This window comes from Brevirhabdus sp. (genome assembly GCF_052826345.1).
The window spans coordinates 1-20,629 of the sequence record NZ_JBRBUA010000116.1; the positions used below are offsets into that span (position 1 = coordinate 1).

A 20,629-nucleotide genomic window follows, 5' to 3' on the forward strand; every position below is an offset into this window, starting at 1 on the left:
CAGCGCCCGCATTCAGCCCTGGGCGGCCAGCCTCCGGCGCTGGTCTATTGGCAGAGAAATGATAGCAACCAACCCGGTCAGCAGGTGCAACGAGTAGCTTAAATCATGCCAGATCCTGTCCAAGAGACGGGGAGTAGCTCAGTCGGGACTGGTATCGCTGCGAGCATGTGAAGCTCTGCGGCAGTCGCATGCCAGCTTGTCCAGCCTGCGGTGTCGGCCTTCCGGTCCGTTCCCAGACCGATGGAGATCTGGTTTGCGGCGATTGCGGCGAGAACCAGCGGGCCTGTCCCAGTTGCGAAGCAGGATGGCTGGTCGAACGACGCGGACGCTATGGAGCATTTCTTGGCTGCGTGCGTTTCCCAGACTGTGATGGCAAAGCCAAGCTAACGAAGAGCACATGACATGCTGACAGAGCGCGACATAGCTCGCTGGCGGCCCTTGATGGGCAATGGGACATGGCGAGGCTCAGCAAGGATCGGGAAGGAAACCATCGTCGTGGCACAATGGAAGTGGAGCCGACCAAGGCTCACTTGCACAGCTCTCACTCGTTCCTCATTAAGCCTTTAGAAACAGGGCAATTTTTCTAACATCCGCCCTCCTGTGACGCGAAAATTATCCGCGTCGCGAAAAAATATCTGCTTCCCTACACGCCCTCAGAAATCCAAATTCTCCACGTTCAGCGCGTTTGTCTGGATGAATTCGCGGCGGGGTTCCACGACGTCGCCCATCAGCTTGGTGAAGATGTTGTCGGCCTCGGCCAGGTCGTCGATCTTGACGCGCAGCAGGGTGCGGGCTTCGGGGTCGAGGGTGGTCTCCCACAGCTGATCCGGGTTCATTTCGCCCAGGCCTTTGTAGCGTTGCAGGTTCAGGCCCTTTTCGCCCTCCGCGAGGATGGCGCCCAGCAGTTCTTCGGGGCCGTGGATGAGCATTTCCCGCTCCTTGCGGACCAGATGAGCCGGGCGGTTGTAGACCTCTTGCAGCGGCGCCGTCATCGAGCCGAGCTTGCGCGCCTCGCCGGACCGCAGAACCTGCCCGTCGAGGGTGCGCACCTCTTCGACGCCGCGCAGGATGCGAGCCAGGCGCAGGCCCTTTTCCTGCGTGGGGCGGCCTTGCCAGCCGCGTTCATATTCCTTGGCGATCAGATCCAGCCGTTCGGCCACGCTGTCGGCGGTGCCTTGCAGGTCCTGATCGACCGCACCGGGCAGGAAGGCGCCGGCGATGGCGGCCTGTTCCAGGATATGGGTCGGATAGTGGGTGGGGAAGGCGCCAAGGATGCGGCGCACCTGGCGGGCCTCGTCGACCACGCGCACCAGATCGGCGCCGGTGATTTCCTCGCCCGAGCCAAGGCGCAGCACCGCACCCTCTATGCCCTGCTGGATCAGGTAATCGTCCAGCGCCGCCTGGTCCTTAAGGTAGACCTCGGACTTGCCGCGGCTGACCTTGTAGAGCGGCGGCTGCGCGATATAGAGATAGCCGCCCTCGATCAGCTCCGGCATCTGGCGGAAGAAGAAGGTCAGCAGCAGCGTGCGGATATGCGCGCCGTCGACGTCGGCGTCGGTCATGATGACGATCTTGTGGTAGCGCAGCTTGGAGATGTCGAATTCGTCGCGCCCGATGCCGGTGCCCAGCGCCATCACCAGGTTGCCGATTTCCTGACTGCCCAGCATCCGGTCGAAGCGCGCACGCTCCACATTCAGGATCTTGCCGCGCAGGGGCAGCACTGCCTGCGTGCGCCGATCGCGGCCGGTCTGGGCCGAGCCGCCGGCGCTGTCGCCCTCGACCAGAAACACCTCGGTCTTCGAGGGGTCTTTTTCCGAGCAGTCCTTGAGTTTGCCGGCCAGGAAATTCACATCCATCGCGGATTTGCGGCGCGTCAGTTCGCGCGCCTTGCGGGCGGCTTCGCGGGCGACGGCGGCCTCGATGATCTTGCCGACGATGATGCGGGCCTCGGCGGGGTTTTCCTCGAACCATTCGGCCAGCTTTTCGTTGACCAGCCCCTCGACCGCGGGGCGCACCTCGGAGGAGACGAGCTTGTCCTTGGTCTGGCTGCTGAACTTGGGGTCGGGCACCTTGACCGACAGCACGCAGGTCAGCCCCTCGCGGGCATCGTCGCCGGTAAAGTTGACCTTTTCGCGCTTGGCGATGCCGCTGGACTGGGCATAGTTGTTGATGGTCCGCGTCAGCGCGCCGCGCAGGCCCGCCATGTGGGTGCCGCCGTCGCGCTGCGGGATGTTGTTGGTGAAGGGCAGCACCGTCTCATGATAGGTGTCGTTCCACCACATCGCGACCTCGACGCCGATGTCGTCCTTTTCACCGGCGATATAGATCGGCTCCGGCATGATCGAGGATTTGGACCTGTCGAGGTATTTGACGAACTCGCGCACGCCGCCCTCATACATCAGCTCGGTGTGCAGCGGCTCCGCGGGGCGCAGATCCTCCAGCACGATCTTGACGCCGGAATTCAGGAACGCCAGTTCGCGCAGGCGATGTTCCAGCGTCTTGAAGGAATATTCGAGGTTCGAGAAGGTGTCGACCGAGGCGAGAAAGCGCACTTCGGTCCCCTTGCGCCCGTTCGCATCGCCCACGACCTTCAGCGGTTCGGTGGTGAAGCCGCCTTCGAAGCGCGCGACATGTTCCTTGCCGTCGCGCCAGATGCGCAGTTCCAGCCAGTCGGACAGCGCGTTGACCACCGACACGCCGACGCCGTGCAGACCGCCCGAAACCTTGTAGGAATTCTGGTCGAATTTTCCGCCCGCGTGCAGCTGGGTCATGATGACCTCGGCCGCCGAGACGCCTTCGCCTTCGTGGATGCCGACGGGGATGCCGCGGCCGTTGTCGCTGACCGAAACGCTGCTGTCGGCGTGGATCCGCACAGTCACGGCGTCGGCGTGACCGGCGAGCGCCTCGTCGATGCCGTTGTCCACGACCTCATAGACCATATGGTGCAGCCCCGACCCGTCGTCGGTGTCGCCGATATACATGCCGGGCCGTTTGCGAACGGCTTCCAACCCCTTGAGAACCTTAATGGAATCTGCGCCGTATTCTTCAGGGATCTTTGCGTTTTCGGCCATGCGATCTTTCCTTGGTCATTTGCCGATTTTATACGAGTTCTGGGGGGGGTTGTCACGCCCATCCCCCAGGTTTTGCGGTCACGCGAAGGGAATGATCGCGGCCACCAGAATCAGCAACAGCCCCGAGACGACATTGGCGCGCCGCAACGCCCGTGCGGAGCTGAGCACCGCGCGCGCGCGGCTGATCAGCAGCGCGATCACCAGGTTCCCGCACAGCGGCACCAGAAACGACAGGAAGGTGATCGCGGCGATGTCGGGCCAGCCCACGCGGGTCAGATCGAAAAAGCCGGGCAGCACCCCCATGTAGAACAGGATCGCCTTGGGGTTGCCCAGGATGACGGCGACGCCGGCGGCGAAACCCGGCCAGACGCCGGGCCGCGTCAGGCGGCTGTCGCGCGCGATGCCGCGGTCGGCGTTGCGGATCAGCAGCACCCCCATCACCAGAAAGATCGCCGAGGCCGCATAGCGCAGCAGGTCCATCGCGCCGGACAGGCTGCCGACCAGCCAGCTGACGCCCAGCACCGCCAGCAGCGGCCAGAGCACATCGCCCACCACAACCCCCAGGGCCAGTGGCCAGGCGGCGGCGAACCCGCCCGACAGCGCCCGCGCGGTCAGCGCGATCCAGACCGGGCCGGGGGTCAGGAACAGGATGATTAGCGCCAGCGCGTAAAGCGACAGCTCGCCCACCGTTATGCTCATGCGGTTATGCTCATGCCCTGATGCTCATGCCCCGATGCTCAAGCCAGCCTGCCGTCGGCGTCGAGTGGCCAGAACGGGTTCATCGCGAATTCCCATACATGCCCGTCGGGGTCGGCGACATAGCCCGAATAGCCGCCCCATTCGGTGGCGACCGGCGCGGCGATCGCGCGCGCGCCCGCAGCCACGGCGGCCTGCCACGCGGCGTCGACGCCTTCGCGGTCGGGGAAGTTCTGTGCCAAGGTGGCGGCGCCCCGACCCAGATCGGCCACCGCGCAGCCCTGTTCGCGGGCCAGCCCCTCCAGGCTGAACAGCCCGAAGCGCGCGCCGCCCATGTCGTAAAAGGCAACCTCGTCCAGCGCCTCTTGGGGCACCCAGCCCAGACGCTCGTAATAGGCGCGGGCGCGGGCCAGGTCGGCCACGCCCAGGGTGATCAGCGTTACACGGTTGGCTTTCATCGGGTGCATTCCTTTGCGGTCGATCCCTGCGGCGTTTCGGCGATTTCAAATGCCTGCGCCCGTGGGCCGAGGGTGTCAAACAGTTCCGCCCCCGTGCCCGTCATCCAGGCCTGCGCCCCGAGCGCGCAGATCTCGTCATAAAGGGCGGCGCGGCGGGCGTTGTCCAGATGGGCCGCGACCTCATCGAGCAGCAGGATCGGCGGCGCGCCGAAATCCTGTGCCAGGGCGCGGGCATTGGCCAGCACCACGGAAATCAACAGCGCCTTCTGTTCCCCGGTAGAGGCCTGCCGCGCCGCCACGCCCTTGGCCTGAAACACCGCGTCCAGATCGGCGCGATGCGGCCCGGCAAGCGTGCGCCCGGCCGCCATGTCGCGGCTGCGGCCCCCGGCCAACAGGCGGGTCAGCTCGGCTTCATCGGGGTGGGGGGGCAGATCGTCGGGCATCTGGACCCGCAGCACCGCGCGGGGAAAGGCGGTCGCGGCGTCCTGGCTGGCGGTCGCGATACGGTCCAGCGCGTGCTGGCGGTTGTCCTGCAACACCGCGCCTGTGCGCGCCATCTGCGCCTCCAGCGCATCGTACCACGACGCGTTGCGCTGGCCGTCCTTCAGCAGGCGGTTGCGCTGGCGCATGGCCTTTTCGTAATCCAGCGCCACCTCGGCGTGATCGGGCAGAAAGCTGAGCGTCATGCGGTCCAGAAACCGGCGGCGGCCCTCGGCGCTTTCGGTCCACAGCCGGTCCATCGCGGGGACCAGCCACAGGATGCGCGCGATACGCCCCAGCGCTACCTGCGGTACCGCCTTGCCGTCGATGGCGACGCTGCGCGGCTGGCCGGCCTCCGCACGCAGGGCCAGCTCATGCGTCTGGCCGCGGCTGTCGAGCAGCCCCGCGACCGACCAGCCGAGCGCCTGCGGCTGACGCGCCAGATCGGCCGCCGCCGCCCGCCGCAGCCCGCGACCGGGCGACAGCAGGGAAATGGCCTCCAGGATATTGGTCTTGCCCGCGCCGTTGGCGCCAAACAGCGCCACGGGCCGGCCGTCGAGCGCCAGATCCACCCGCAAGTGAGAGCGGAAGTGCGACAGCCGAAGCTGCCGCAGCGCCAATGTCGCGCCCGGCATCGCTATGGGCCGGGGCGTGCCCGCCGCAGCGTCGGGCGCCAGCTCACACGCGCATCGGCATCACGACGTAAACCGCCGAGGTGTCGCTGCCTTCGCGCATCAAGGTCGGATCGCCCGACGAGTTGAACAGGAATACCGCGTTTTCGCGGTCCACCTGGCTGGCGATTTCCAGCAGGTATTTGGCGTTGAAGCCGATTTCCAGCCGCTCGTCGCCATAGGCCACGGCCAGCTCTTCTTCGGCGGCGCCGCTGTCGGGGGCGTTGACCGACAGGATCAGCCGGTCCTCGTCCAGTGCCATCTTGACCGCGCGCGAGCGTTCCGAGCTGACCGTGGCCACACGGTCGACCGCCTTGGCGAATTCGGCGGCGTCCACCTCCAGCTTGCGGGCGTTGCCCGAGGGGATCACGCGCGTGTAGTCCGGGAAGGTGCCGTCGATCACCTTGGACGTCAGGGTGATTTCCGGTGTGGCGAAGCGCACCTTCGTTTCGGACACGGAAACGGCGATCTGCATGTCGTCGTCGTCGAGCAGCTTGCGCAGCTCTCCCACCGTCTTGCGCGGGACGATCACGCCCGGCATCTCTTCGGCGTCGGCGGGCAGATCGGCATCGATCCGGGCCAGGCGGTGGCCGTCGGTGGCCACGCAGCGCAGCACGCGCCCGTCCTCGGATTCGGCCACATGCATGTAGACGCCGTTCAGGTAATACCGTGTCTCTTCGGTCGAAATGGCGAATTTCGACTTGTCGAACAGCCGCCGCAGCACCTTGGCGGGGGCGCTGAAATTCGATGCGTATTCCGCATTCGCCATGACGGGGAAATCTTCGCGGGGCAGGGTCGCCAGCGAAAAGTTGGACCGCCCCGCATCCACCGTCAGCCGCCCCGCCGCGCCGTCGTCGGCCAGGGTGATCAGCGCACCGTCGGGCAGTTTGCGCACGATGTCATGCAGCATGACCGCGCTGACGGTCGTGGCGCCGGGGCGCTCGACCTGGGCGATGGCCTTGTCGACCACCTCGATATCGAGATCGGTCGCACGGAAGCTGACCGAATTGGCGTCGGCCTCGATCAGCACGTTGGCCAGGATCGGAATGGTGTTGCGCCGCTCTACCACCGACTGCGCCTGACTGAGCGCCTTGAGCAGGGCGGCGCGCTCTATGCTGATCTTCATAATGCAATTCCTTCGGGTGCCGGTGGGGGCGCGACGTTAGCGCATCTGTCGACCGGCTCAAGTTATTTTGTGGACTGTCCGACGGAAAGCGGGGGCCGTCAAGGGCGGCTGCCACGCATCCGTCGGCGCTGCCGGAGGCTCAGGCCTCTAGCATCCGGCGCAGCATCTCGACATCCTCGGCGATCTGGTTGTCGATCGATTTCAGCTCTTCGATCTTGCGCACGGCATGCAGCACCGTGGTGTGATCGCGCCCGCCGAAGCGGCGGCCGATCTCGGGCAGCGAGCGGGAGGTCAGCTGTTTCGACAGATACATCGCCACCTGACGCGGCCGCGCGATGGTGCGGGTGCGCTTGGGGCTCAGCAGATCCGACAGGCGGATGTTGTAGTGTTCGCTGACCTTGCGCATGATCTCGTCGATGGTGACCTTGCGGTCGCTCGCCCGCAGGATGTCGGCCAGACAGTCCTGCGTCAGCTCCAGCGTGATTTCGCGGCCCACAAGCTCGGCAAAGGCGAACAGACGGGTCAGAGCGCCTTCCAGCACGCGCACGTTTGTGCTGATCCGATGCGCCAGGAAATCCAGCACCCCGTCGGCGATCGTCAGATTCGGATATTGCGCCCGATAGGCTTCGACCTTGTGCTGGAGGATGCCCAGGCGCAGCTCGAAGTCGGTGGGATGCAGATCGACCACCAGCCCCCATTGCAGGCGAGAGCGGATGCGTTCGTCCAGCCCGTCCATTTCCGAGGGCGAACAGTCGCCCGAGATGATGATCTGCCGACCCTGATCCACCAGCGCATTGAACGTGTGGAAAAACTCGTCCTGCGTTGATTCCTTGCCCGCGATGAACTGCACGTCATCGACCATCAGCACATCGACCGAACGGAAGAGCTGCTTGAAATCCATGGTGGAGCGGTCGCGCAGGGATTGCACGAACTTGTACATGAACTGCTCCGCAGACAGGTAGACGACCCTCAGCTCGGGGCTGCGCTGGTGCAGATCCCAGGCGATGGCGTGCATCAGGTGCGTCTTGCCCAGCCCCACGCCGCCGTAGAGAAACAGCGGGTTGAAGGTGACAGGCCCGCCCTTGGCCACACGGCGCGACGCCGCATGGGCCAATTCATTCGGCTTACCGACGACGAAACTGTCGAAGGTGAACCGCTGGTCGAGCGGTGCACCGGGGATGTCCTCGACGCCGGTGGTGCGCGCACCGCCACGCGCCGCGGGACGCGACGCGGCGGTCGGCACGGCCGCGGGCTCAGCGGAGGTGCCGCCGGACTTGGGCTTCTTGCGCGGCTGGGGCGGCAGGCTTTGCATGCTGCCCTCGGGCACGGTGAAGCGCAGCCGATCGACAGATTGGCCACACGCCAGCAGATGCTGGCGGATATGATCGCCGAAGTTGCGCGAAACCCAATCCCCCATGAAGGTGGTGGGCACGTTGAACGTCACGACGCCGTCTTCCTCCTTCACGAATTCCAGAGGTTTTATCCAGGCTTGATAGTTGTTTTTCCCCAGTGATTTCTTAAGCTGCTTGCAAACACGTCCCCAGGTGTCATCGGTCATTATCTTTTCTTACCCGTTTCATTTCTTATGGTTCAGGATTGCCTCCACGGCAGTCCCCGGGCCTTCCAACCGTTAAGGCCCCCCCGGTGCTTTTGCGGGTCTAGATCGCCCTCGAATCCTTCGGCCACATTGATGCAGCACACAGGCTTGCCTTTGGCAGCAAAGGCTTCGGCCACTGCGTGCGCCGCTTTCATGGACCGTGCCCCGGATCGGCAAAGGAAGAAGATTTCGGACGGTACAGCGCCGTCGAGCTCTTCCATCAGCTGATCCAGAAACAACGGATTGACGGACATGTCCGGAAAGCTCGCCCATTCGACCAAGATGGCCTCCTGACCGAATTCCGAAATGTCAGGTACGCCAACATAACCCCACTCGGCGCGTGTCCTGACATCCACAAGCACGGCGTTGGACGATGTGCTCAACTTCTCCCACGCTTCCTGAGGAGCAACCTCAGAAACGCGCGGACCAACGTCCGTGCTCATTTTAATATCCCCCGAAGACGAAGTGAATCGCAGGTTGAACGTAGCAAGCTGTGCATAACGCGATCAACAGATCTTCACGCTTGACTCTGAACAGGGGTCAGAACGAATCCCGAAGGCGTTGCGAAAGCCACACACTGGCCGGTTTCCGCCAGACACGCACAGCAAAAAGGGCGCAGCCCATCGGCGCGCCCTTTGAAAATCGTTCTGCGACAGTCACTTATGCGGCGACGGCCTTGACCCGGGCGTTCAGCCGGGAAATCTTGCGTGCCGCGGTGTTCTTGTGGAGGACGCCACGGGTCACGCCGCGCATGACCTCGGGCTGAGCAACCTTGAGTGCCGTTTTCGCGGCGTCGGCGTCACCGGACGCGATTGCTTCTTCTACCTTGCGAATAAAGGTCCGGATACGTGACCGGCGGGCTTTATTAACTGCGAAGCGACGCTCGTTCTGGCGTGCGCGTTTTTTTGCCTGAGGCGAGTTAGCCATGTTTCGAAGTCCGTCCTGACGGTTCGTGTAAACAGAAGTGGCGCTTCTAGGCCCGACTCGTCCGGCTGTCAACAGCGCCACGCGGCGATAATGTCATTTGTCCCTGAACTGCGGCTCGCGCTTTTCGAGAAAGGCCGACATGCCCTCCTTCTGGTCCTCGGTGGCGAACAGGCTCTGGAACACGCGGCGCTCGAACAGGATGCCCTGCGACAGCGTGGTCTCATAGGCCTGGTTCACCGTCTCCTTCACAGCCGCGGTGGTCAGGGTCGACTTCTCCGCGATCTTTTCGGCGGCGGCGAGCGCCTCCTCCAGCAGTTTCTTCGCGGGCACCACGCGCGACACCAAGCCCGAGCGCTCGGCCTCCTCCGCGTCCATGAAGCGGCCGGTCAAATGCATGTCCATCGACTTCGACTTGCCCACCAGCCGGGTCAGGCGCTGCGTGCCGCCGATCCCCGCGATGACGCCGAGGTTGATTTCCGGCTGGCCGAATTTGGCGTTGTCGGCCGCGATGATGAAATCGCACATCATCGCCAGCTCGCAGCCGCCGCCCAGCGCATATCCCGCCACCGCCGCGATCACCGGCTTGCGAGTCTGCGTGATCCGGCGGCAGTCGGAACCGAAAAGATCGCCGGTGAACATGTCGACGAAGCTTTTTTCGGCCATCTCCTTGATGTCGGCCCCGGCCGCGAAAGCCTTTTCGGAGCCGGTCAGCACGACCGCGCGGACCTTGTCGTTGCTGTCCATCGACTTCAGGGCGTCGGACAGCTCTCCCAGCAGTTCGGAATTGAGCGCGTTCATCGCGTCCGGTCGATGCAGGCGGATCACCCCCACATGTTCCAGAATTTCGACGTTCAACGTATCGTAAGCCATCAATGGCCCCTTCGTTCGTTTCCTCGAACGGGCAGGATTAGCGTACGAATGGCGCGGTTCAAGCTATCTTTGGCACCGTGCGCAATGGAACGAGGACCGCCCGGACTGCACGCAACGGTTAATTTTTCCCGTGCAGCCGGGGGTTATGCAGGGTTCGCCTTCCCTGCCGTAGACCGCGAAGCTGTGTTGAAAATACCCCAGTTCGCCATCCGTTTGCCGGTAATCGCGCAGCGAGGAGCCGCCGGAATCGATGGCTTCGCGCAACACCTGCCGGATCACGGGCACCAGCGCGCCGATCCGCGCGGCAGAGATTCGCCCCGCCTTGCGTCTTGGATCGATGCCCGCCCGGAACAGCGCCTCGCAAACGTAGATGTTGCCCAGCCCCGCCACGATCCGCTGATCGAGCAGCGCCGACTTGATGGCGGTGTTGCGCCCTTTCAGCCGGTCGATCAGATAGGGTTCGTTGAAATCATTGCCCAAGGGCTCCGGCCCCAGCGAGGCCAGCAGCCAGTGCTGGGCGACCTCGGGCGTGGGGGTCAGATCCATCGCCCCGAATCGCCGCGCGTCGTTGAAGACGACCCGCGCCCCGCCTTCCATGTCCAGCACCACATGGTCATGCTTTTCCACCGGCGCGACGGGGGAGGCAAAGCTGCCCTGGATCCGGCCCGAAATCAGCATCCGCCCCGACATGCCCAGATGCACGATCAGGGTTTCCCGCGACGACAGGTCGGCCAGGATGTATTTCGACCGGCGGCGCAGACGCTCCACCCGCGTGCCCGCCAGGCGCCCCGTCATATCGGGCGGAAAGGGCCAGCGCAGGTCGGGGCGGCGCACATCGGCGCGCAGGATGCGCAGCCCCTCCATCACGGGGGCCAGCCCGCGGCGGACTGTCTCGACTTCGGGAAGTTCGGGCAAGCTGTCGGTCCTTCGCATTGTAACGGCTTGGTCACGCCCTATAAGAAGGAACAGTTGAAACGATCGGCAAGCCCCCATGACGGATGATGACAGCAAGACCACGCATTTCGGCTTTCGCGAGGTGCGCGAGCAGGACAAGGCCGGGATGGTTCACGGCGTCTTTACCAATGTGGCGTCGAAATACGATGTGATGAACGACCTGATGTCGGGCGGTGTCCACCGGATCTGGAAAGATGCGATGATGGACTGGCTCGCGCCGCGGCCGGGTCAGCGCCTGCTGGATGTGGCGGGCGGTACGGGCGATATTTCCTTCCGGTTTCTCAGGCGCGCGGGGCGGGGCCACGCCACCGTGCTGGACCTGACCGAACAGATGCTGGTCGAGGGCCGCCGCCGCGCCGAGGCCGAAAGCATGTCCGCCGATCTGGACTGGGTCGCGGGCGACGCGATGAGGCTGCCGTTTCCGGCCAACAGCTTCGATGTCTACACCATCAGCTTCGGCATTCGGAACGTCACCCGCATCGATGACGCCCTGCGCGAAGCCTACCGCGTGCTGAAACCCGGCGGGCGGTTGATGGTCCTGGAATTCAGCCAGCTGCCGAATCCGGCGATGCAACGGGCCTATGATCTGTATTCGTTCAACGTGATCCCGCGCATGGGCCAGGTCGTGGCGGGCGATCGCGACAGCTATCAGTATCTGGTGGAATCGATTCGCCGTTTCCCCGATCAGGACAGCTTTGCCGAGATGATCCGCCAGGCCGGGTTCGAGCAGGTGAAATACCGCAACCTGACCTTTGGCGTCGCCGCGCTGCATTCGGGATGGAAGCTTTAGGTTGCGCGGTCCTCACAATATCTGGCGGCTGATCCGCACCGGCGCCACGCTGGAGCGGACAGGCGCGATGGGCACCGTGCTGGAGGCCTTCGACGCGCCGGCCAATCTGCGTATCGCGGCGCGGGTGCTGGGCTGGCCGTTCAAATGGCTGGGGCTGCGCGGCGACCCGTCGCTGCCGCCGGTGCCGCGGGCGCTGACGGCACTGGGGCCTGCCTATATCAAATTCGGCCAGATCATGTCGACGCGCCCCGATGTGGTGGGCGACGATCTGGCGATGCAGCTGCGGTTTCTGCGCGATCAGCTGCCGCCGTTCCCGCTGGAAACAGCGCGGATGACCATTTCGTCCGAACTGGGCCTGCCCTGGGACGAGGTCTTTTCCGAACTGTCGGAACCGATCGCCGCCGCCTCGATCGCCCAGGTGCATGAGGCGCGGCTGAAGGGCAGCGAAACGCCGGTCGCGGTCAAGGTGCTGCGCCCCGGTATCGAAAAGGCGTTCCGAACCGACATCGACGCCTTTTATTTCGCGGCCAGCATGATCGAATGGCTGTCGCCCGCCGCGCGCCGGTTGCATCCCACCGAGGTCATCGGCCATTTCGAAGGCGTGGTGCTGGGGGAGCTCGACCTGCGGGTCGAGGCCGCCGCCTGCGCCGAATTCGCGGCGAACACCGCGCAGGACGCCGGGTTTTCCGTGCCCCAGACCGACTTCGGCCATTCGGGCAAACGCATGATGACCCTGCAATGGGCCGAAGGCGTGCCGCTGGGCGATATTGCGGGCATCGACGCGGCCGGGCATGACCGCAAGGCGCTGGGCGGACGGGTGTTGCAACTTTTCCTCAGTCACGCGCTGCGCGACGGCTATTTCCACGCCGACATGCACCAGGGCAACCTGAAGGTTGCGCCGAACGGCGATATCGTGGCGATGGATTTCGGCATCATGGGCCGGATCGACGAATACACCCGCCGGGTCTATGCCGAGATCCTGTTCGGCTTCATCCGCAAGGATTACCGCCGCGTCGCCGAGGTGCATTTCGAGGCGGGCTACGTGCCGGCCGATCAGGATGTCGACGCTTTCGCCCAGGCCCTGCGGTCCGTCGGGGAGCCGATCTTCGGCATGGATGCCACGCGGATCTCGATGGGCAAGCTGCTGAATTACCTCTTCGAGGTGACCGAACGCTTCGGCATGGAAACCCGGACCGAACTGATTCTGCTGCAACGCACCATGGTGGTGGTCGAGGGGGTGGCGCGATCGCTCGATCCGCATATCAACATCTGGCAGGTCGCCCAGCCCGTGGTCGAGGATTACATCAAGGACAGCATCGGCCCCAAGGCGCTGGTGCGCGATCTGTCCCAGACGGTGCGGGCGCTGTCGCGTTTCGGCCCCCGGCTGCCTCAGATGGCCGAGGATCTGCTGCGCACGCACAACCACAACCGCCAGCGCCAGGAGGCCGAGCGCGGCCGGAACACGCTGCACCCCGCGCTCTGGTTCGCCTTTGGCGCGGTGACGACGACCGCTATGGGCTGGCTGCTGTCGCTGGTCTGAGCTGGGCCAGGGCCTTGAGCGCGCGCATTTCCTGACGGTGGGCGGCCAGATATTGCGCATCGCCGCGCGCGGCCTTCCACAGGCAGTAGGCGGCCGTGCGCCAGTGAAAGAACGCGGCCAGTCGGTGATAGCGTGCCACGACATCGCGCGCCGGATAGCTGCGCAGGAATGTCTCGGCGATGGAGCCAGCACCGATCCCGCCCTCTTTCGGTCCGGCCCCGTAAAGCTGCTGCATCGCGGGCGACAGCGCCAGGGCCAGATCCTCGGCCGGATCGCCCAATGCGGGGCATTGCCAGTCGATCAGCACCACGCGGCCGTCGGTGGCGATCGCGTTCGCGGGCACCGGATCGCCGTGGATCATGCAGACCGCCACGCCGCCCTCCGCATCATCGCGGGCCAATGGGCGGGGCCTGAGCCGGGCGAGGGCGGCGTGGTCCCTCCCGCCCAGATCGCGCAGCATCGCATCGCCCTGACGCAACAGCGCCTCGGCGCCTGTCGGCAGCTGGCGCAGGCCCGCGGGCGCTTTCAGGGCGTGCAGCCGCCCCAGCGCGGTGGCGAGCCCCGGCGTGGCATGGGGCAGCACGCTGCCGTCGACCGCGCGATAGATCAACGCCTGCCCCGCGGGCGTGTTCAACCGGGCCACAAGGCGGGGCGCCAGCCCGGTGGCCCCCAGATGCGCCAGTGCCGCCGCCTCGGCGGTGGCGTCGTTGGGAAAGAGGGGCGTTGTACCGGCAGGCTCATAGAGCTTGCAGATCAGATCTCCCACCTGCCACACTTGGTTGGTCCGCCCGCCCGGCAGCGCCCGCCACGGCAGGGACGGGCAATAGGGCGCGGCGGCGCGTTTCAGGCCAAAGGGTGGATCGGACGGGCGGTGGCGGGTCATGGAACACTCCGAAAGCGGGGCGCAGCCTAGTGCCGCGGCGCAGGGGCGACAAGAGCGCCGCCAAGTGCCGCCCCGCGCGCCGGGCGCCGCGCCGGGGCGTTGTCAGCCGGGGGTCGGCAGGGCAGTATGGCGCAGACACTGACATTGGTTGATCGGGGATGTCCCGCGCAGGCAAGAAATTTCGAGGGGCGAGCATGACGAATACTGTATCCTGCGCAATGACCGGCGCGGCGCGGCCCCTCGGGGCGGTGGCCGCGGGGCTTGTCTTTCTGGCGGCCGCGCAGGGGGCGGTGGCGCAGGAGGCCTCCGCGCAGGTCGTCGATTGCGTGATCGAGCCGCGCTCGATTGTGACGCTGGTGGCGCCGTCCGAAGGGATGATCAGCGAGATTCCGGTGGATCGCGGCGACCACGTCGCGTCCGGGCAGGTCGTCGCCCGGCTGGATGACGAATTGCAGAAACTCCAGATCGAACTGGCGCAGGCGCGCGCGCAGTCGGACGTGCAGATCCGCGCCCAGACCACCCGCCTGTCGCTGCGCGAAAAGGAATACCGGCGCGCCAAACGGCTGAGCGAGCGGAACGTGACCGCCACGACCGTGCTGGAGGATGCGGAGATCGAGATGGCCTTGACCAAGCTGGCCATCGAGGAGGCGACCATCGCCCGGAAGTTCGCGGGTATCGAGGCCCGACAGGCGGAGGCCATGCTGAAACGCCGCGAGGTCCGCAGCCCGGTCGACGGCATCGTGACGGCCGTTCTGGCCGCGCCCGGCGAATTTGCGCATCAGCAGTTGGACATCATGACCATCGCGGAAATAGATCCGCTGCACGTCGAGGTCTTCGTGCCCACAAGCTATTTCAACAAGATCAAGGTCGGTGAGGTGCTGACCGTCCGCCAGCTGCCCCCGCTGGACGGGGTGTTTCAGGCCAGGGTCACCATCGTCGATCAGATCTTCGACGCGGCCAGCGGCACCTTCGGCCTGCGGCTGGAAATCGACAATCCCGACGGCGCGATCCCGGCGGGAACGCGCTGCCAGGTGGAATTTCAGGAACCGGCGGCGCGCCCGTGATCTGGCGCGGGTGATCGGGCCCCGTGATCTGGCTCCGTAGGTCGGCGCCCCCAACCGAGCGCCGGACCTCAGGCGAGCGTCAGCGCGTGAATGCCGCTTGCGGTCGTGCCGGTGGCATGTACCCGCCGCACGCCCACCGGCAGGATACTCAGATCCGCAACGACGACACTGCGGCTTTCGCCGGTGATGCTGTCGAAGATGATGCGCCCGCCGGTTTCCACATAAAGCGCGACGGCCGTGTCGGGCAGATCGGCATTGTCGTCGGGCGTGACGGGTTGCAGATCGGTTGCGGGACCCGAAAGCGACGGGCTGCGGCTGTCAAAGGGGTTGGACATGGTATCCTCCTTGGCGATGGGCCGATCCGAAGCGACCGGCGCACAGGGCCCGCCATCTAAGCCCGCGCGGTTAACGAAGCCCTAGCGGCGCGCCCGCCCGGCGTCCTTGCCCTTGCCTTTGCTCTGTCCCTGGCCCTTGCCCTCGCGCGGGGAAACCGTGCAGAAGCTTCTTATGAAACCTGCATCCGCCCGCATCGCCGTCCTCGCCCCCAACCTCAAGCGTCGCCTTTCGGGTGTGACGGCAACGATCGCGCGACTGGTGCCGTTGCAATCGCGTGGCATGGGGGTCTTCGCCACCGGCCCCGGCTTGCCGGATCATGTGCCGCATATCCCGCTGGCGCGGGCGGCTTTGCTGCCCAATGACCGCACCCGGGTCTGGCACGCGCGGCGCAACACGGAAATGCTGCTGGGCCTTGTGCTGCGCCATGTCCTGCGCCGCCGTTTGCGGCTGCTTTTCACCTCGGCCTCGCAGCGGGTGCATACGGGCTACAGCCGGTGGTTGATCGCGCGGATGGATCACGTCATCGCCACGTCGGGAAAGACCGCTGGGTATCTGCAACGTCCGGCCACGGTGATCCTGCACGGCATCGACGCCACCGCCTTTACGCCGGTCGCGGACAAGGCCGCCGCGCGCAAGGCGCTGGGCCTGCCGCGCGACGGCCAGCTGATCGGCTGCTACGGGCGTATCCGGCGGCAGAAGGGCACGGATGTCTTTGTCGATGCGATGATCGACCTTTTGCGCGACCGGCCCGGCGCGCATGCGCTGGTGATGGGCCGCGCCACCGAAAGCCATGCCGATTTCCTGGCCGGGCTGAAGGCGCGCGTCGCGCAGGCGGGCTTGCAGGAGCGTATACTCTTTTGCCCCGAGGTGACGGTGGACCGCATGGCGCAATGGTATCAGGTGCTTGACCTCTTCATCGCGCCGCAGCGCTGGGAAGGGTTCGGACTGACGCCGATCGAGGCGATGTCCTGCGGCGTGCCCGTCATCGCCACCCGCGTCGGCGCCTTCGAGGAGCTGGTGGTCGAAGGCGAAACAGGCCGGCTTGTCCCGGCGGGCGAGGTCGCCGCGATGCGGCAGGCGGCAACCGGCCTGCTGGACGATCCGGCGCGCCTGTCCGAGATGGCCGCGAATGCCCGCGCTCATGTGCTGGCGCATTTCCGGCTTGAGCGTGAGGCCGAGGAAATCATGCAGGTCTATCGGATGCTGCTGGCGGGCGACAGCCCCGAGGCGGCGCTGGGCAATGACGCGGAAACCGGGTAAGGCTGCGCAACGACTGTTCGGAATGCCCTGATGAGAAACCCTTTCGCGGCTCAGCCCCCTGCGTGTCTGTGCGCCCCCGGACAGCGACGGGTCGTGCGATGATCTGGCCCTGCCACCTTATAAACCTGGCCGAGAACCGCGACCGGCTGGAGCGCTCGGCCGCGCAATTCGACGCGCAGGGCATCGCCTTTCGGCGGGTGGAGGCGGTGAATGGCTGGCAGATGCCGCCCGAGGCGCTGGCGCGGGTCTACGACCCGGCGGCCAATGCCCGCCGCGCGCGCCATCCGCTGGTGCCTGCGGAAATCGGCTGCTACCTCAGCCATATCGACGCCTGGCGCGGGATCGCCGAAAGCTCGGCAGCGGGCGGTTTCGTCTTCGAGGATGATTTCGCCGCCGCGCCGCATCTGGCCCAGGCGCTGACGCTGCTGTCGGAGGACGGCGCGGGCGGCGGTTGGGATATGGTCAAGCTCTTTGCCTTCGATCCGTCGATAAAGCTTTTGAAACCGCGCCCGCTGGGACCGTTCACCGTGGGCTTTCCCTACCGGGTGCCGACCTGTCTGATCGGCTACGGGCTGACGCGCGCGGCGGCGGCACGGCTGGCGGCGCGCGCGCTGCCCATCGCACGGCCGGTGGACGAGGATCAGAAGTTCTTTTGGGAAACGGGCCTGCGCGTCGCGCTGATCACGCCGCCGCCGGTGCGTGTGGGCGACCAGCAGGCGGCGACGGGCACCATCGGGCAAACCCGCCGCGCCGCCGCGCCCGGCCGGTCGCGGGTGGGGCAGCTGCTTCATTCGCTGAGCTATCAGGCGGGATACGCCGCGCGGCTGCACTGGCACAGGATGAAAGGAACCGGACAATGAGCGCACGCAAGATCCTGCATCTGCATTTCGGCAAGGAAGGCGGTGCCGAGCGGTTTTTCGTCAACCTGGTGCAGGGGTTTCAGGAACGCGGGATGGAGCAGCGTTTCGTCATCCGCCCCGACCGCAGCTTTCTGCCCGACCTTCAGGCGCTGGGGCCGGTGTGGCAGAACAACTACCGCCGCCTGTCGCTGAGTACGCCCTGGCTGACATGGCGCACGCACCGGATGGTGCGGCAATGGCAGCCCGACGTCATCATGGCCTGGATGTCGCGATCGTCGCGGCTGATCCCGAACTATGAACCGGCGGTCAAGCTGACGCGGCTGGGCGATTATCCGCGCCACCTGAAGCATTTCCGCTACAACGACACCATTGTGTCCAACGTGCCGGGCATCGCGGAACGCTGCCGCGAACTTGGCTGGGACCGGCCGCTGCACTTGATCTCGAACTTCCCGCGTGAGGTCACGCCAAAAGCGGTGGATCGCGCCAGGCTCGACACGCCCGAGGATGCGTTTCTGGTGGTGGGCTCCGGCCGCTTCGTGCGTCGCAAGGGATTCGATGCGCTGATGCGCGCGGCGGCCGAGATCCCCGACGCCTGGCTGTGGCTGGTCGGAGAAGGAGAGGAACGCCCCGCGCTGGAGGCGCTGGCCGCGGAGCTGGGCATGGCCGGGCGCACACGGTTCACCGGCTGGGTCGATGAGGCGATGCATTACGTGGCCGCGGGCGACGTGTTCTGCATGCCGTCCCGCCACGAGCCGCTGGGCAATGTCATCCTGGAAAGCTGGCTGGCGGGTGTGCCGACGGTCACCACCCGGTCCGAGGGGCCAAGCTGGTTCGTCGAGGACGGGCGCGACGCGCTGATGACCGACATCGACGATGTGCCCGCGATGGCCGACGCGTTCCGCCGCATCAGGGCGGACGGCGCCCTGGCCGATACGCTTGTTGCGAACGGTCGCGCCAAGCTTGCCGCGCAGTTCACCAAGGAACGCGTGCTGGATCAATACATCGACCTGTTCAACGGACGTATATGAGTCTCGTGCAAACGCTTGTCATCAACCTCGCACGCGAAACCGCGCGCATGGCGTTCCAGCAGCGCCAGCTGATCGTGCTGGGCCTGCCCTTTCGCCGGATCGAGGCCGTCACCCCCGACACGCTGTCGCCCGGCCCGGACGATCCGCTCTGGCACCGCTGGCAGCGCCCCCTGCGGGTGACGGAAATGGCGCTGCTCGCCTCGCACCGGGCCGCGTGGCAGGCCGTGCTGGCAGAGGCCCGTCCCTGCCTGATCCTGGAAGACGACGCCCTGCTGGCGCGGGGCACGCCCGCGCTGCTGCGCCGGGTCGCGGAACGCGACGATATCGACCACCTCAGCCTGGAAACGCGGGGCCGCAAGAAAATGGTGGCGCGCCGCCGCCTGGGGCATCTGCCATTGCGCAGGCTTTATCAGGATCGCACGGGATCTGCCGCATATGTGCTTTTCCCCAGGGGCGCGCAGGTGCTGCTGGCGCGCACCGCACAGGTGGCCGCGCCCTCGGATGCCGCGATCAGCAGCGCCTATGCGCTGCGCGCCTATCAGGCGGACCCCGCCCTCGCGATCCAGCTCGACCAATGCGCGCGCTACGGCATTCCGCTGCCGCTGGCGACGGCATCGTCGATCGACGCGGTGCGCAAGCCCCCCGCGGCCGGGCATTACAGCCGCGCCGACCAGCGCGGATTTCGCCGCCGCCGCATATTGGCGCAGCTCGAAATGGGCTGGCGGCAGCTGTCGCATGTGCCCCTCGCCACCCGCCGCCACATCGAACCCGCGCAGGACTGGCCGGAACTGGGGCGCGTGCCGTATCTTTAATCCGCTTTCCACCGGGCGCGAGCTTCGGTAAGCAACGCGCTGAACCCGAATGACCGCAGGAGACCCTCATGGGCTACAAAGTCGCCGTCGTCGGCGCCACGGGCAACGTGGGCCGCGAAATGCTGAACATCCTGGCCGAGCGCCAGTTCCCCGTGGACGAGATCGTGGCGCTTGCCAGCCGTCGCTCGCTCGGGACCGAGGTGAGCTTTGGCGACATGACGCTGAAGACCAAGGACCTCGACACTTTCGACTTCACCGGCTGGGACATCGCGCTTTTCGCAATCGGCTCCGAACCGACGAAGACCTACGCGCCCAAGGCTGCCAAGGCCGGTTGCGTGGTGATCGACAATTCCTCGCTCTACCGCTACGACGCGGACATTCCGCTGGTCGTGCCCGAGGTGAACCCCGAGGCGGTCGAGGGCTACGCCAAGCGCAACATCATCGCCAATCCCAACTGTTCCACCGCGCAGATGGTCGTGGCGCTGAAGCCGCTGCACGACCGCGCCCGGATCAAGCGGGTGGTGGTCAACACCTACCAATCCGTTTCCGGCGCGGGCAAGGACGGCATGGACGAGCTTTGGGACCAGACCAAGTCGATCTACAACCCGGTCGACGACAAGCCCGCCAAGAAGTTCACCAAGCAGATCGCCTTCAACGTCATTCCGCATATCGACGTCTTCATGGAGGACGGGTCGACCAAGGAAGAATGGAAGATGGTCGTCGAAACCAAGAAGATCGTCGACAAGGACATCAAGCTGACCGCCACCTGTGTGCGCGTTCCCGTCTTCGTCGGGCACGCCGAGGCGATCAACATCGAGTTCGAGGAGCATCTCGACGAGGACGAGGCCCGCGACATCCTGCGCGAGGCGCCGGGCGTGATGGTCGTCGATAAGCGCGAGGATGGCGGTTATATCACGCCTGTGGAATGCGTCGGCGATTTCGCGACCTATATCAGCCGCATCCGGCAGGACAGCACCATCGACAACGGCCTCAACCTGTGGTGCGTCTCCGACAACCTGCGCAAGGGCGCGGCGCTGAATGCGGTCCAGATCGCCGAACTTCTGGGCAACAAGGTCCTGAAGAAGGGCTGATCATTGTTCGAATGGATCACCGGTCTTCTTCAGGGCGGCGGGGCTTGGGCCATCGCCGCCCTGATGCTGCTGGAAAACGTGTTCCCGCCCATTCCCTCGGAGCTGATCATGCCGC

The 20,629-nt window shown here is 65.7% G+C and carries 21 protein-coding genes and 1 pseudogene; 10 read left to right on the forward strand and 12 right to left on the reverse strand.

Features of this window, described 5'->3' with window-relative positions:
- Window positions 1-188 precede the first annotated feature (188 nt).
- Window positions 189-401 (forward strand): topoisomerase DNA-binding C4 zinc finger domain-containing protein, encoded by a 213-nt coding sequence (locus ACU0BR_RS13760; RefSeq protein ID WP_446157406.1) that lies wholly within the window; start codon window positions 189-191, stop codon window positions 399-401.
- Between the two features lie 252 nt (window positions 402-653).
- Here ACU0BR_RS13760 and gyrB read toward each other — a convergent pair whose 3' ends face one another.
- The 10 genes from gyrB to mutM form a co-directional block, all read right to left on the reverse strand.
- Window positions 654-3,071 (reverse strand): DNA topoisomerase (ATP-hydrolyzing) subunit B, encoded by a 2,418-nt coding sequence (gene gyrB / locus ACU0BR_RS13765; RefSeq protein WP_446157407.1) that lies wholly within the window; start codon window positions 3,069-3,071, stop codon window positions 654-656.
- Between the two features lie 78 nt (window positions 3,072-3,149).
- Window positions 3,150-3,770 (reverse strand): LysE family translocator, encoded by a 621-nt coding sequence (locus ACU0BR_RS13770; protein WP_446157408.1) that lies wholly within the window; start codon window positions 3,768-3,770, stop codon window positions 3,150-3,152.
- A gap of 38 nt (window positions 3,771-3,808) precedes the next feature.
- Window positions 3,809-4,225, reverse strand: coding sequence for a VOC family protein (locus tag ACU0BR_RS13775; protein WP_446157409.1), 417 nt, complete (start codon window positions 4,223-4,225; stop codon window positions 3,809-3,811).
- Complete coding sequence (gene recF / locus ACU0BR_RS13780; protein WP_446157410.1) at window positions 4,222-5,340, reverse strand: DNA replication/repair protein RecF; 1,119 nt, start codon at window positions 5,338-5,340, stop codon at window positions 4,222-4,224. Before recF ends, ACU0BR_RS13775 begins: the two co-directional genes overlap by 4 nt.
- A gap of 43 nt (window positions 5,341-5,383) precedes the next feature.
- The gene (dnaN, locus tag ACU0BR_RS13785) at window positions 5,384-6,502 is read right to left on the reverse strand and encodes a DNA polymerase III subunit beta (protein ID WP_446157411.1); all 1,119 of its coding nucleotides are present in this window, start codon (window positions 6,500-6,502) and stop codon (window positions 5,384-5,386) included.
- Window positions 6,503-6,641: 139 nt separating this feature from the next.
- The gene (gene dnaA, locus ACU0BR_RS13790; RefSeq protein WP_446157412.1) at window positions 6,642-8,060 is read right to left on the reverse strand and encodes a chromosomal replication initiator protein DnaA; all 1,419 of its coding nucleotides are present in this window, start codon (window positions 8,058-8,060) and stop codon (window positions 6,642-6,644) included.
- A gap of 32 nt (window positions 8,061-8,092) precedes the next feature.
- Window positions 8,093-8,542, reverse strand: coding sequence for a rhodanese-like domain-containing protein (locus ACU0BR_RS13795; protein ID WP_446157413.1), 450 nt, complete (start codon window positions 8,540-8,542; stop codon window positions 8,093-8,095).
- A gap of 217 nt (window positions 8,543-8,759) precedes the next feature.
- The gene (rpsT, locus tag ACU0BR_RS13800) at window positions 8,760-9,026 is read right to left on the reverse strand and encodes a 30S ribosomal protein S20 (protein ID WP_446157414.1); all 267 of its coding nucleotides are present in this window, start codon (window positions 9,024-9,026) and stop codon (window positions 8,760-8,762) included.
- Window positions 9,027-9,119: 93 nt separating this feature from the next.
- Window positions 9,120-9,896, reverse strand: a complete 777-nt coding sequence (locus tag ACU0BR_RS13805; protein ID WP_446157415.1) for an enoyl-CoA hydratase — start codon at window positions 9,894-9,896, stop codon at window positions 9,120-9,122.
- A gap of 63 nt (window positions 9,897-9,959) precedes the next feature.
- Entirely contained in the window at window positions 9,960-10,811 is an 852-nt protein-coding gene (gene mutM, locus ACU0BR_RS13810; RefSeq protein ID WP_446157416.1) for a bifunctional DNA-formamidopyrimidine glycosylase/DNA-(apurinic or apyrimidinic site) lyase, read from the reverse strand.
- Window positions 10,812-10,887: 76 nt separating this feature from the next.
- Between mutM and ubiE the strand changes: the two genes are divergently transcribed.
- Window positions 10,888-11,640 carry a bifunctional demethylmenaquinone methyltransferase/2-methoxy-6-polyprenyl-1,4-benzoquinol methylase UbiE gene (ubiE, locus tag ACU0BR_RS13815; protein ID WP_446157417.1) on the forward strand — a complete coding sequence of 251 codons (753 nt, stop codon included), beginning with the start codon at window positions 10,888-10,890 and terminating at the stop codon, window positions 11,638-11,640.
- A gap of 1 nt (window position 11,641) precedes the next feature.
- Entirely contained in the window at window positions 11,642-13,180 is a 1,539-nt protein-coding gene (gene ubiB / locus ACU0BR_RS13820) for a 2-polyprenylphenol 6-hydroxylase (protein WP_446157418.1), read from the forward strand.
- On the opposite strand, the gene ACU0BR_RS13825 is transcribed toward ubiB, so the two are convergent.
- Window positions 13,152-14,063, reverse strand: a complete 912-nt coding sequence (locus ACU0BR_RS13825; RefSeq protein WP_446157419.1) for a phosphotransferase family protein — start codon at window positions 14,061-14,063, stop codon at window positions 13,152-13,154. The two genes, ubiB and ACU0BR_RS13825, sit on opposite strands and share 29 nt — an antisense overlap.
- Before the next feature lie 194 nt (window positions 14,064-14,257).
- Between ACU0BR_RS13825 and ACU0BR_RS13830 the strand changes: the two genes are divergently transcribed.
- Entirely contained in the window at window positions 14,258-15,127 is an 870-nt protein-coding gene (locus ACU0BR_RS13830) for an efflux RND transporter periplasmic adaptor subunit (RefSeq protein ID WP_446157420.1), read from the forward strand.
- 68 nt (window positions 15,128-15,195) lie between these two features.
- Here ACU0BR_RS13830 and ACU0BR_RS13835 read toward each other — a convergent pair whose 3' ends face one another.
- Complete coding sequence (locus tag ACU0BR_RS13835; RefSeq protein ID WP_446157421.1) at window positions 15,196-15,462, reverse strand: spike base protein, RCAP_Rcc01079 family; 267 nt, start codon at window positions 15,460-15,462, stop codon at window positions 15,196-15,198.
- A gap of 172 nt (window positions 15,463-15,634) precedes the next feature.
- On the opposite strand from ACU0BR_RS13835, the gene ACU0BR_RS13840 reads away from it, so the two are divergent.
- The 6 genes and pseudogenes from ACU0BR_RS13840 to ACU0BR_RS13865 all read left to right on the forward strand — a co-directional run.
- Window positions 15,635-16,723: a glycosyltransferase family 4 protein gene (locus ACU0BR_RS13840; RefSeq protein WP_446157426.1), complete on the forward strand. Its 1,089-nt coding sequence runs from the start codon at window positions 15,635-15,637 to the stop codon at window positions 16,721-16,723.
- A 98-nt stretch (window positions 16,724-16,821) separates the two neighbouring features.
- The gene (locus ACU0BR_RS13845; RefSeq protein WP_446157422.1) at window positions 16,822-17,583 is read left to right on the forward strand and encodes a glycosyltransferase family 25 protein; all 762 of its coding nucleotides are present in this window, start codon (window positions 16,822-16,824) and stop codon (window positions 17,581-17,583) included.
- Complete coding sequence (locus ACU0BR_RS13850) at window positions 17,580-18,611, forward strand: glycosyltransferase (RefSeq protein WP_446157423.1); 1,032 nt, start codon at window positions 17,580-17,582, stop codon at window positions 18,609-18,611. The genes ACU0BR_RS13845 and ACU0BR_RS13850 overlap by 4 nt, the downstream gene beginning before the upstream one ends.
- On the forward strand, window positions 18,608-19,423 hold the full coding sequence (locus tag ACU0BR_RS13855; RefSeq protein ID WP_446157424.1) for a glycosyltransferase family 25 protein: 816 nt from the start codon (window positions 18,608-18,610) through the stop codon (window positions 19,421-19,423). The genes ACU0BR_RS13850 and ACU0BR_RS13855 overlap by 4 nt, the downstream gene beginning before the upstream one ends.
- Before the next feature lie 68 nt (window positions 19,424-19,491).
- Window positions 19,492-20,514, forward strand: coding sequence for an aspartate-semialdehyde dehydrogenase (locus ACU0BR_RS13860; RefSeq protein ID WP_446157425.1), 1,023 nt, complete (start codon window positions 19,492-19,494; stop codon window positions 20,512-20,514).
- 3 nt (window positions 20,515-20,517) lie between these two features.
- Window positions 20,518-20,629, forward strand: a pseudogene (locus ACU0BR_RS13865) (DedA family protein); the annotation flags it as partial.

Coding starts and splice junctions, on each gene's coding strand:
- ACU0BR_RS13760 (WP_446157406.1), top strand. CDS start 189: ATGCCAGCTTGTCCAGCCTGCGGTGTCGGCCTTCCGGTCCGTTCCCAG.
- gyrB (WP_446157407.1), bottom strand. CDS start 3,071: ATGGCCGAAAACGCAAAGATCCCTGAAGAATACGGCGCAGATTCCATT.
- ACU0BR_RS13770 (WP_446157408.1), bottom strand. CDS start 3,770: ATGAGCATAACGGTGGGCGAGCTGTCGCTTTACGCGCTGGCGCTAATC.
- ACU0BR_RS13775 (WP_446157409.1), bottom strand. CDS start 4,225: ATGAAAGCCAACCGTGTAACGCTGATCACCCTGGGCGTGGCCGACCTG.
- recF (WP_446157410.1), bottom strand. CDS start 5,340: ATGCCGGGCGCGACATTGGCGCTGCGGCAGCTTCGGCTGTCGCACTTC.
- dnaN (WP_446157411.1), bottom strand. CDS start 6,502: ATGAAGATCAGCATAGAGCGCGCCGCCCTGCTCAAGGCGCTCAGTCAG.
- dnaA (WP_446157412.1), bottom strand. CDS start 8,060: ATGACCGATGACACCTGGGGACGTGTTTGCAAGCAGCTTAAGAAATCA.
- ACU0BR_RS13795 (WP_446157413.1), bottom strand. CDS start 8,542: ATGAGCACGGACGTTGGTCCGCGCGTTTCTGAGGTTGCTCCTCAGGAA.
- rpsT (WP_446157414.1), bottom strand. CDS start 9,026: ATGGCTAACTCGCCTCAGGCAAAAAAACGCGCACGCCAGAACGAGCGT.
- ACU0BR_RS13805 (WP_446157415.1), bottom strand. CDS start 9,896: ATGGCTTACGATACGTTGAACGTCGAAATTCTGGAACATGTGGGGGTG.
- ubiE (WP_446157417.1), top strand. CDS start 10,888: ATGACGGATGATGACAGCAAGACCACGCATTTCGGCTTTCGCGAGGTG.
- ACU0BR_RS13825 (WP_446157419.1), bottom strand. CDS start 14,063: ATGACCCGCCACCGCCCGTCCGATCCACCCTTTGGCCTGAAACGCGCC.
- ACU0BR_RS13830 (WP_446157420.1), top strand. CDS start 14,258: ATGACGAATACTGTATCCTGCGCAATGACCGGCGCGGCGCGGCCCCTC.
- ACU0BR_RS13835 (WP_446157421.1), bottom strand. CDS start 15,462: ATGTCCAACCCCTTTGACAGCCGCAGCCCGTCGCTTTCGGGTCCCGCA.
- ACU0BR_RS13840 (WP_446157426.1), top strand. CDS start 15,635: ATGAAACCTGCATCCGCCCGCATCGCCGTCCTCGCCCCCAACCTCAAG.
- ACU0BR_RS13845 (WP_446157422.1), top strand. CDS start 16,822: ATGATCTGGCCCTGCCACCTTATAAACCTGGCCGAGAACCGCGACCGG.
- ACU0BR_RS13850 (WP_446157423.1), top strand. CDS start 17,580: ATGAGCGCACGCAAGATCCTGCATCTGCATTTCGGCAAGGAAGGCGGT.
- ACU0BR_RS13855 (WP_446157424.1), top strand. CDS start 18,608: ATGAGTCTCGTGCAAACGCTTGTCATCAACCTCGCACGCGAAACCGCG.
- ACU0BR_RS13860 (WP_446157425.1), top strand. CDS start 19,492: ATGGGCTACAAAGTCGCCGTCGTCGGCGCCACGGGCAACGTGGGCCGC.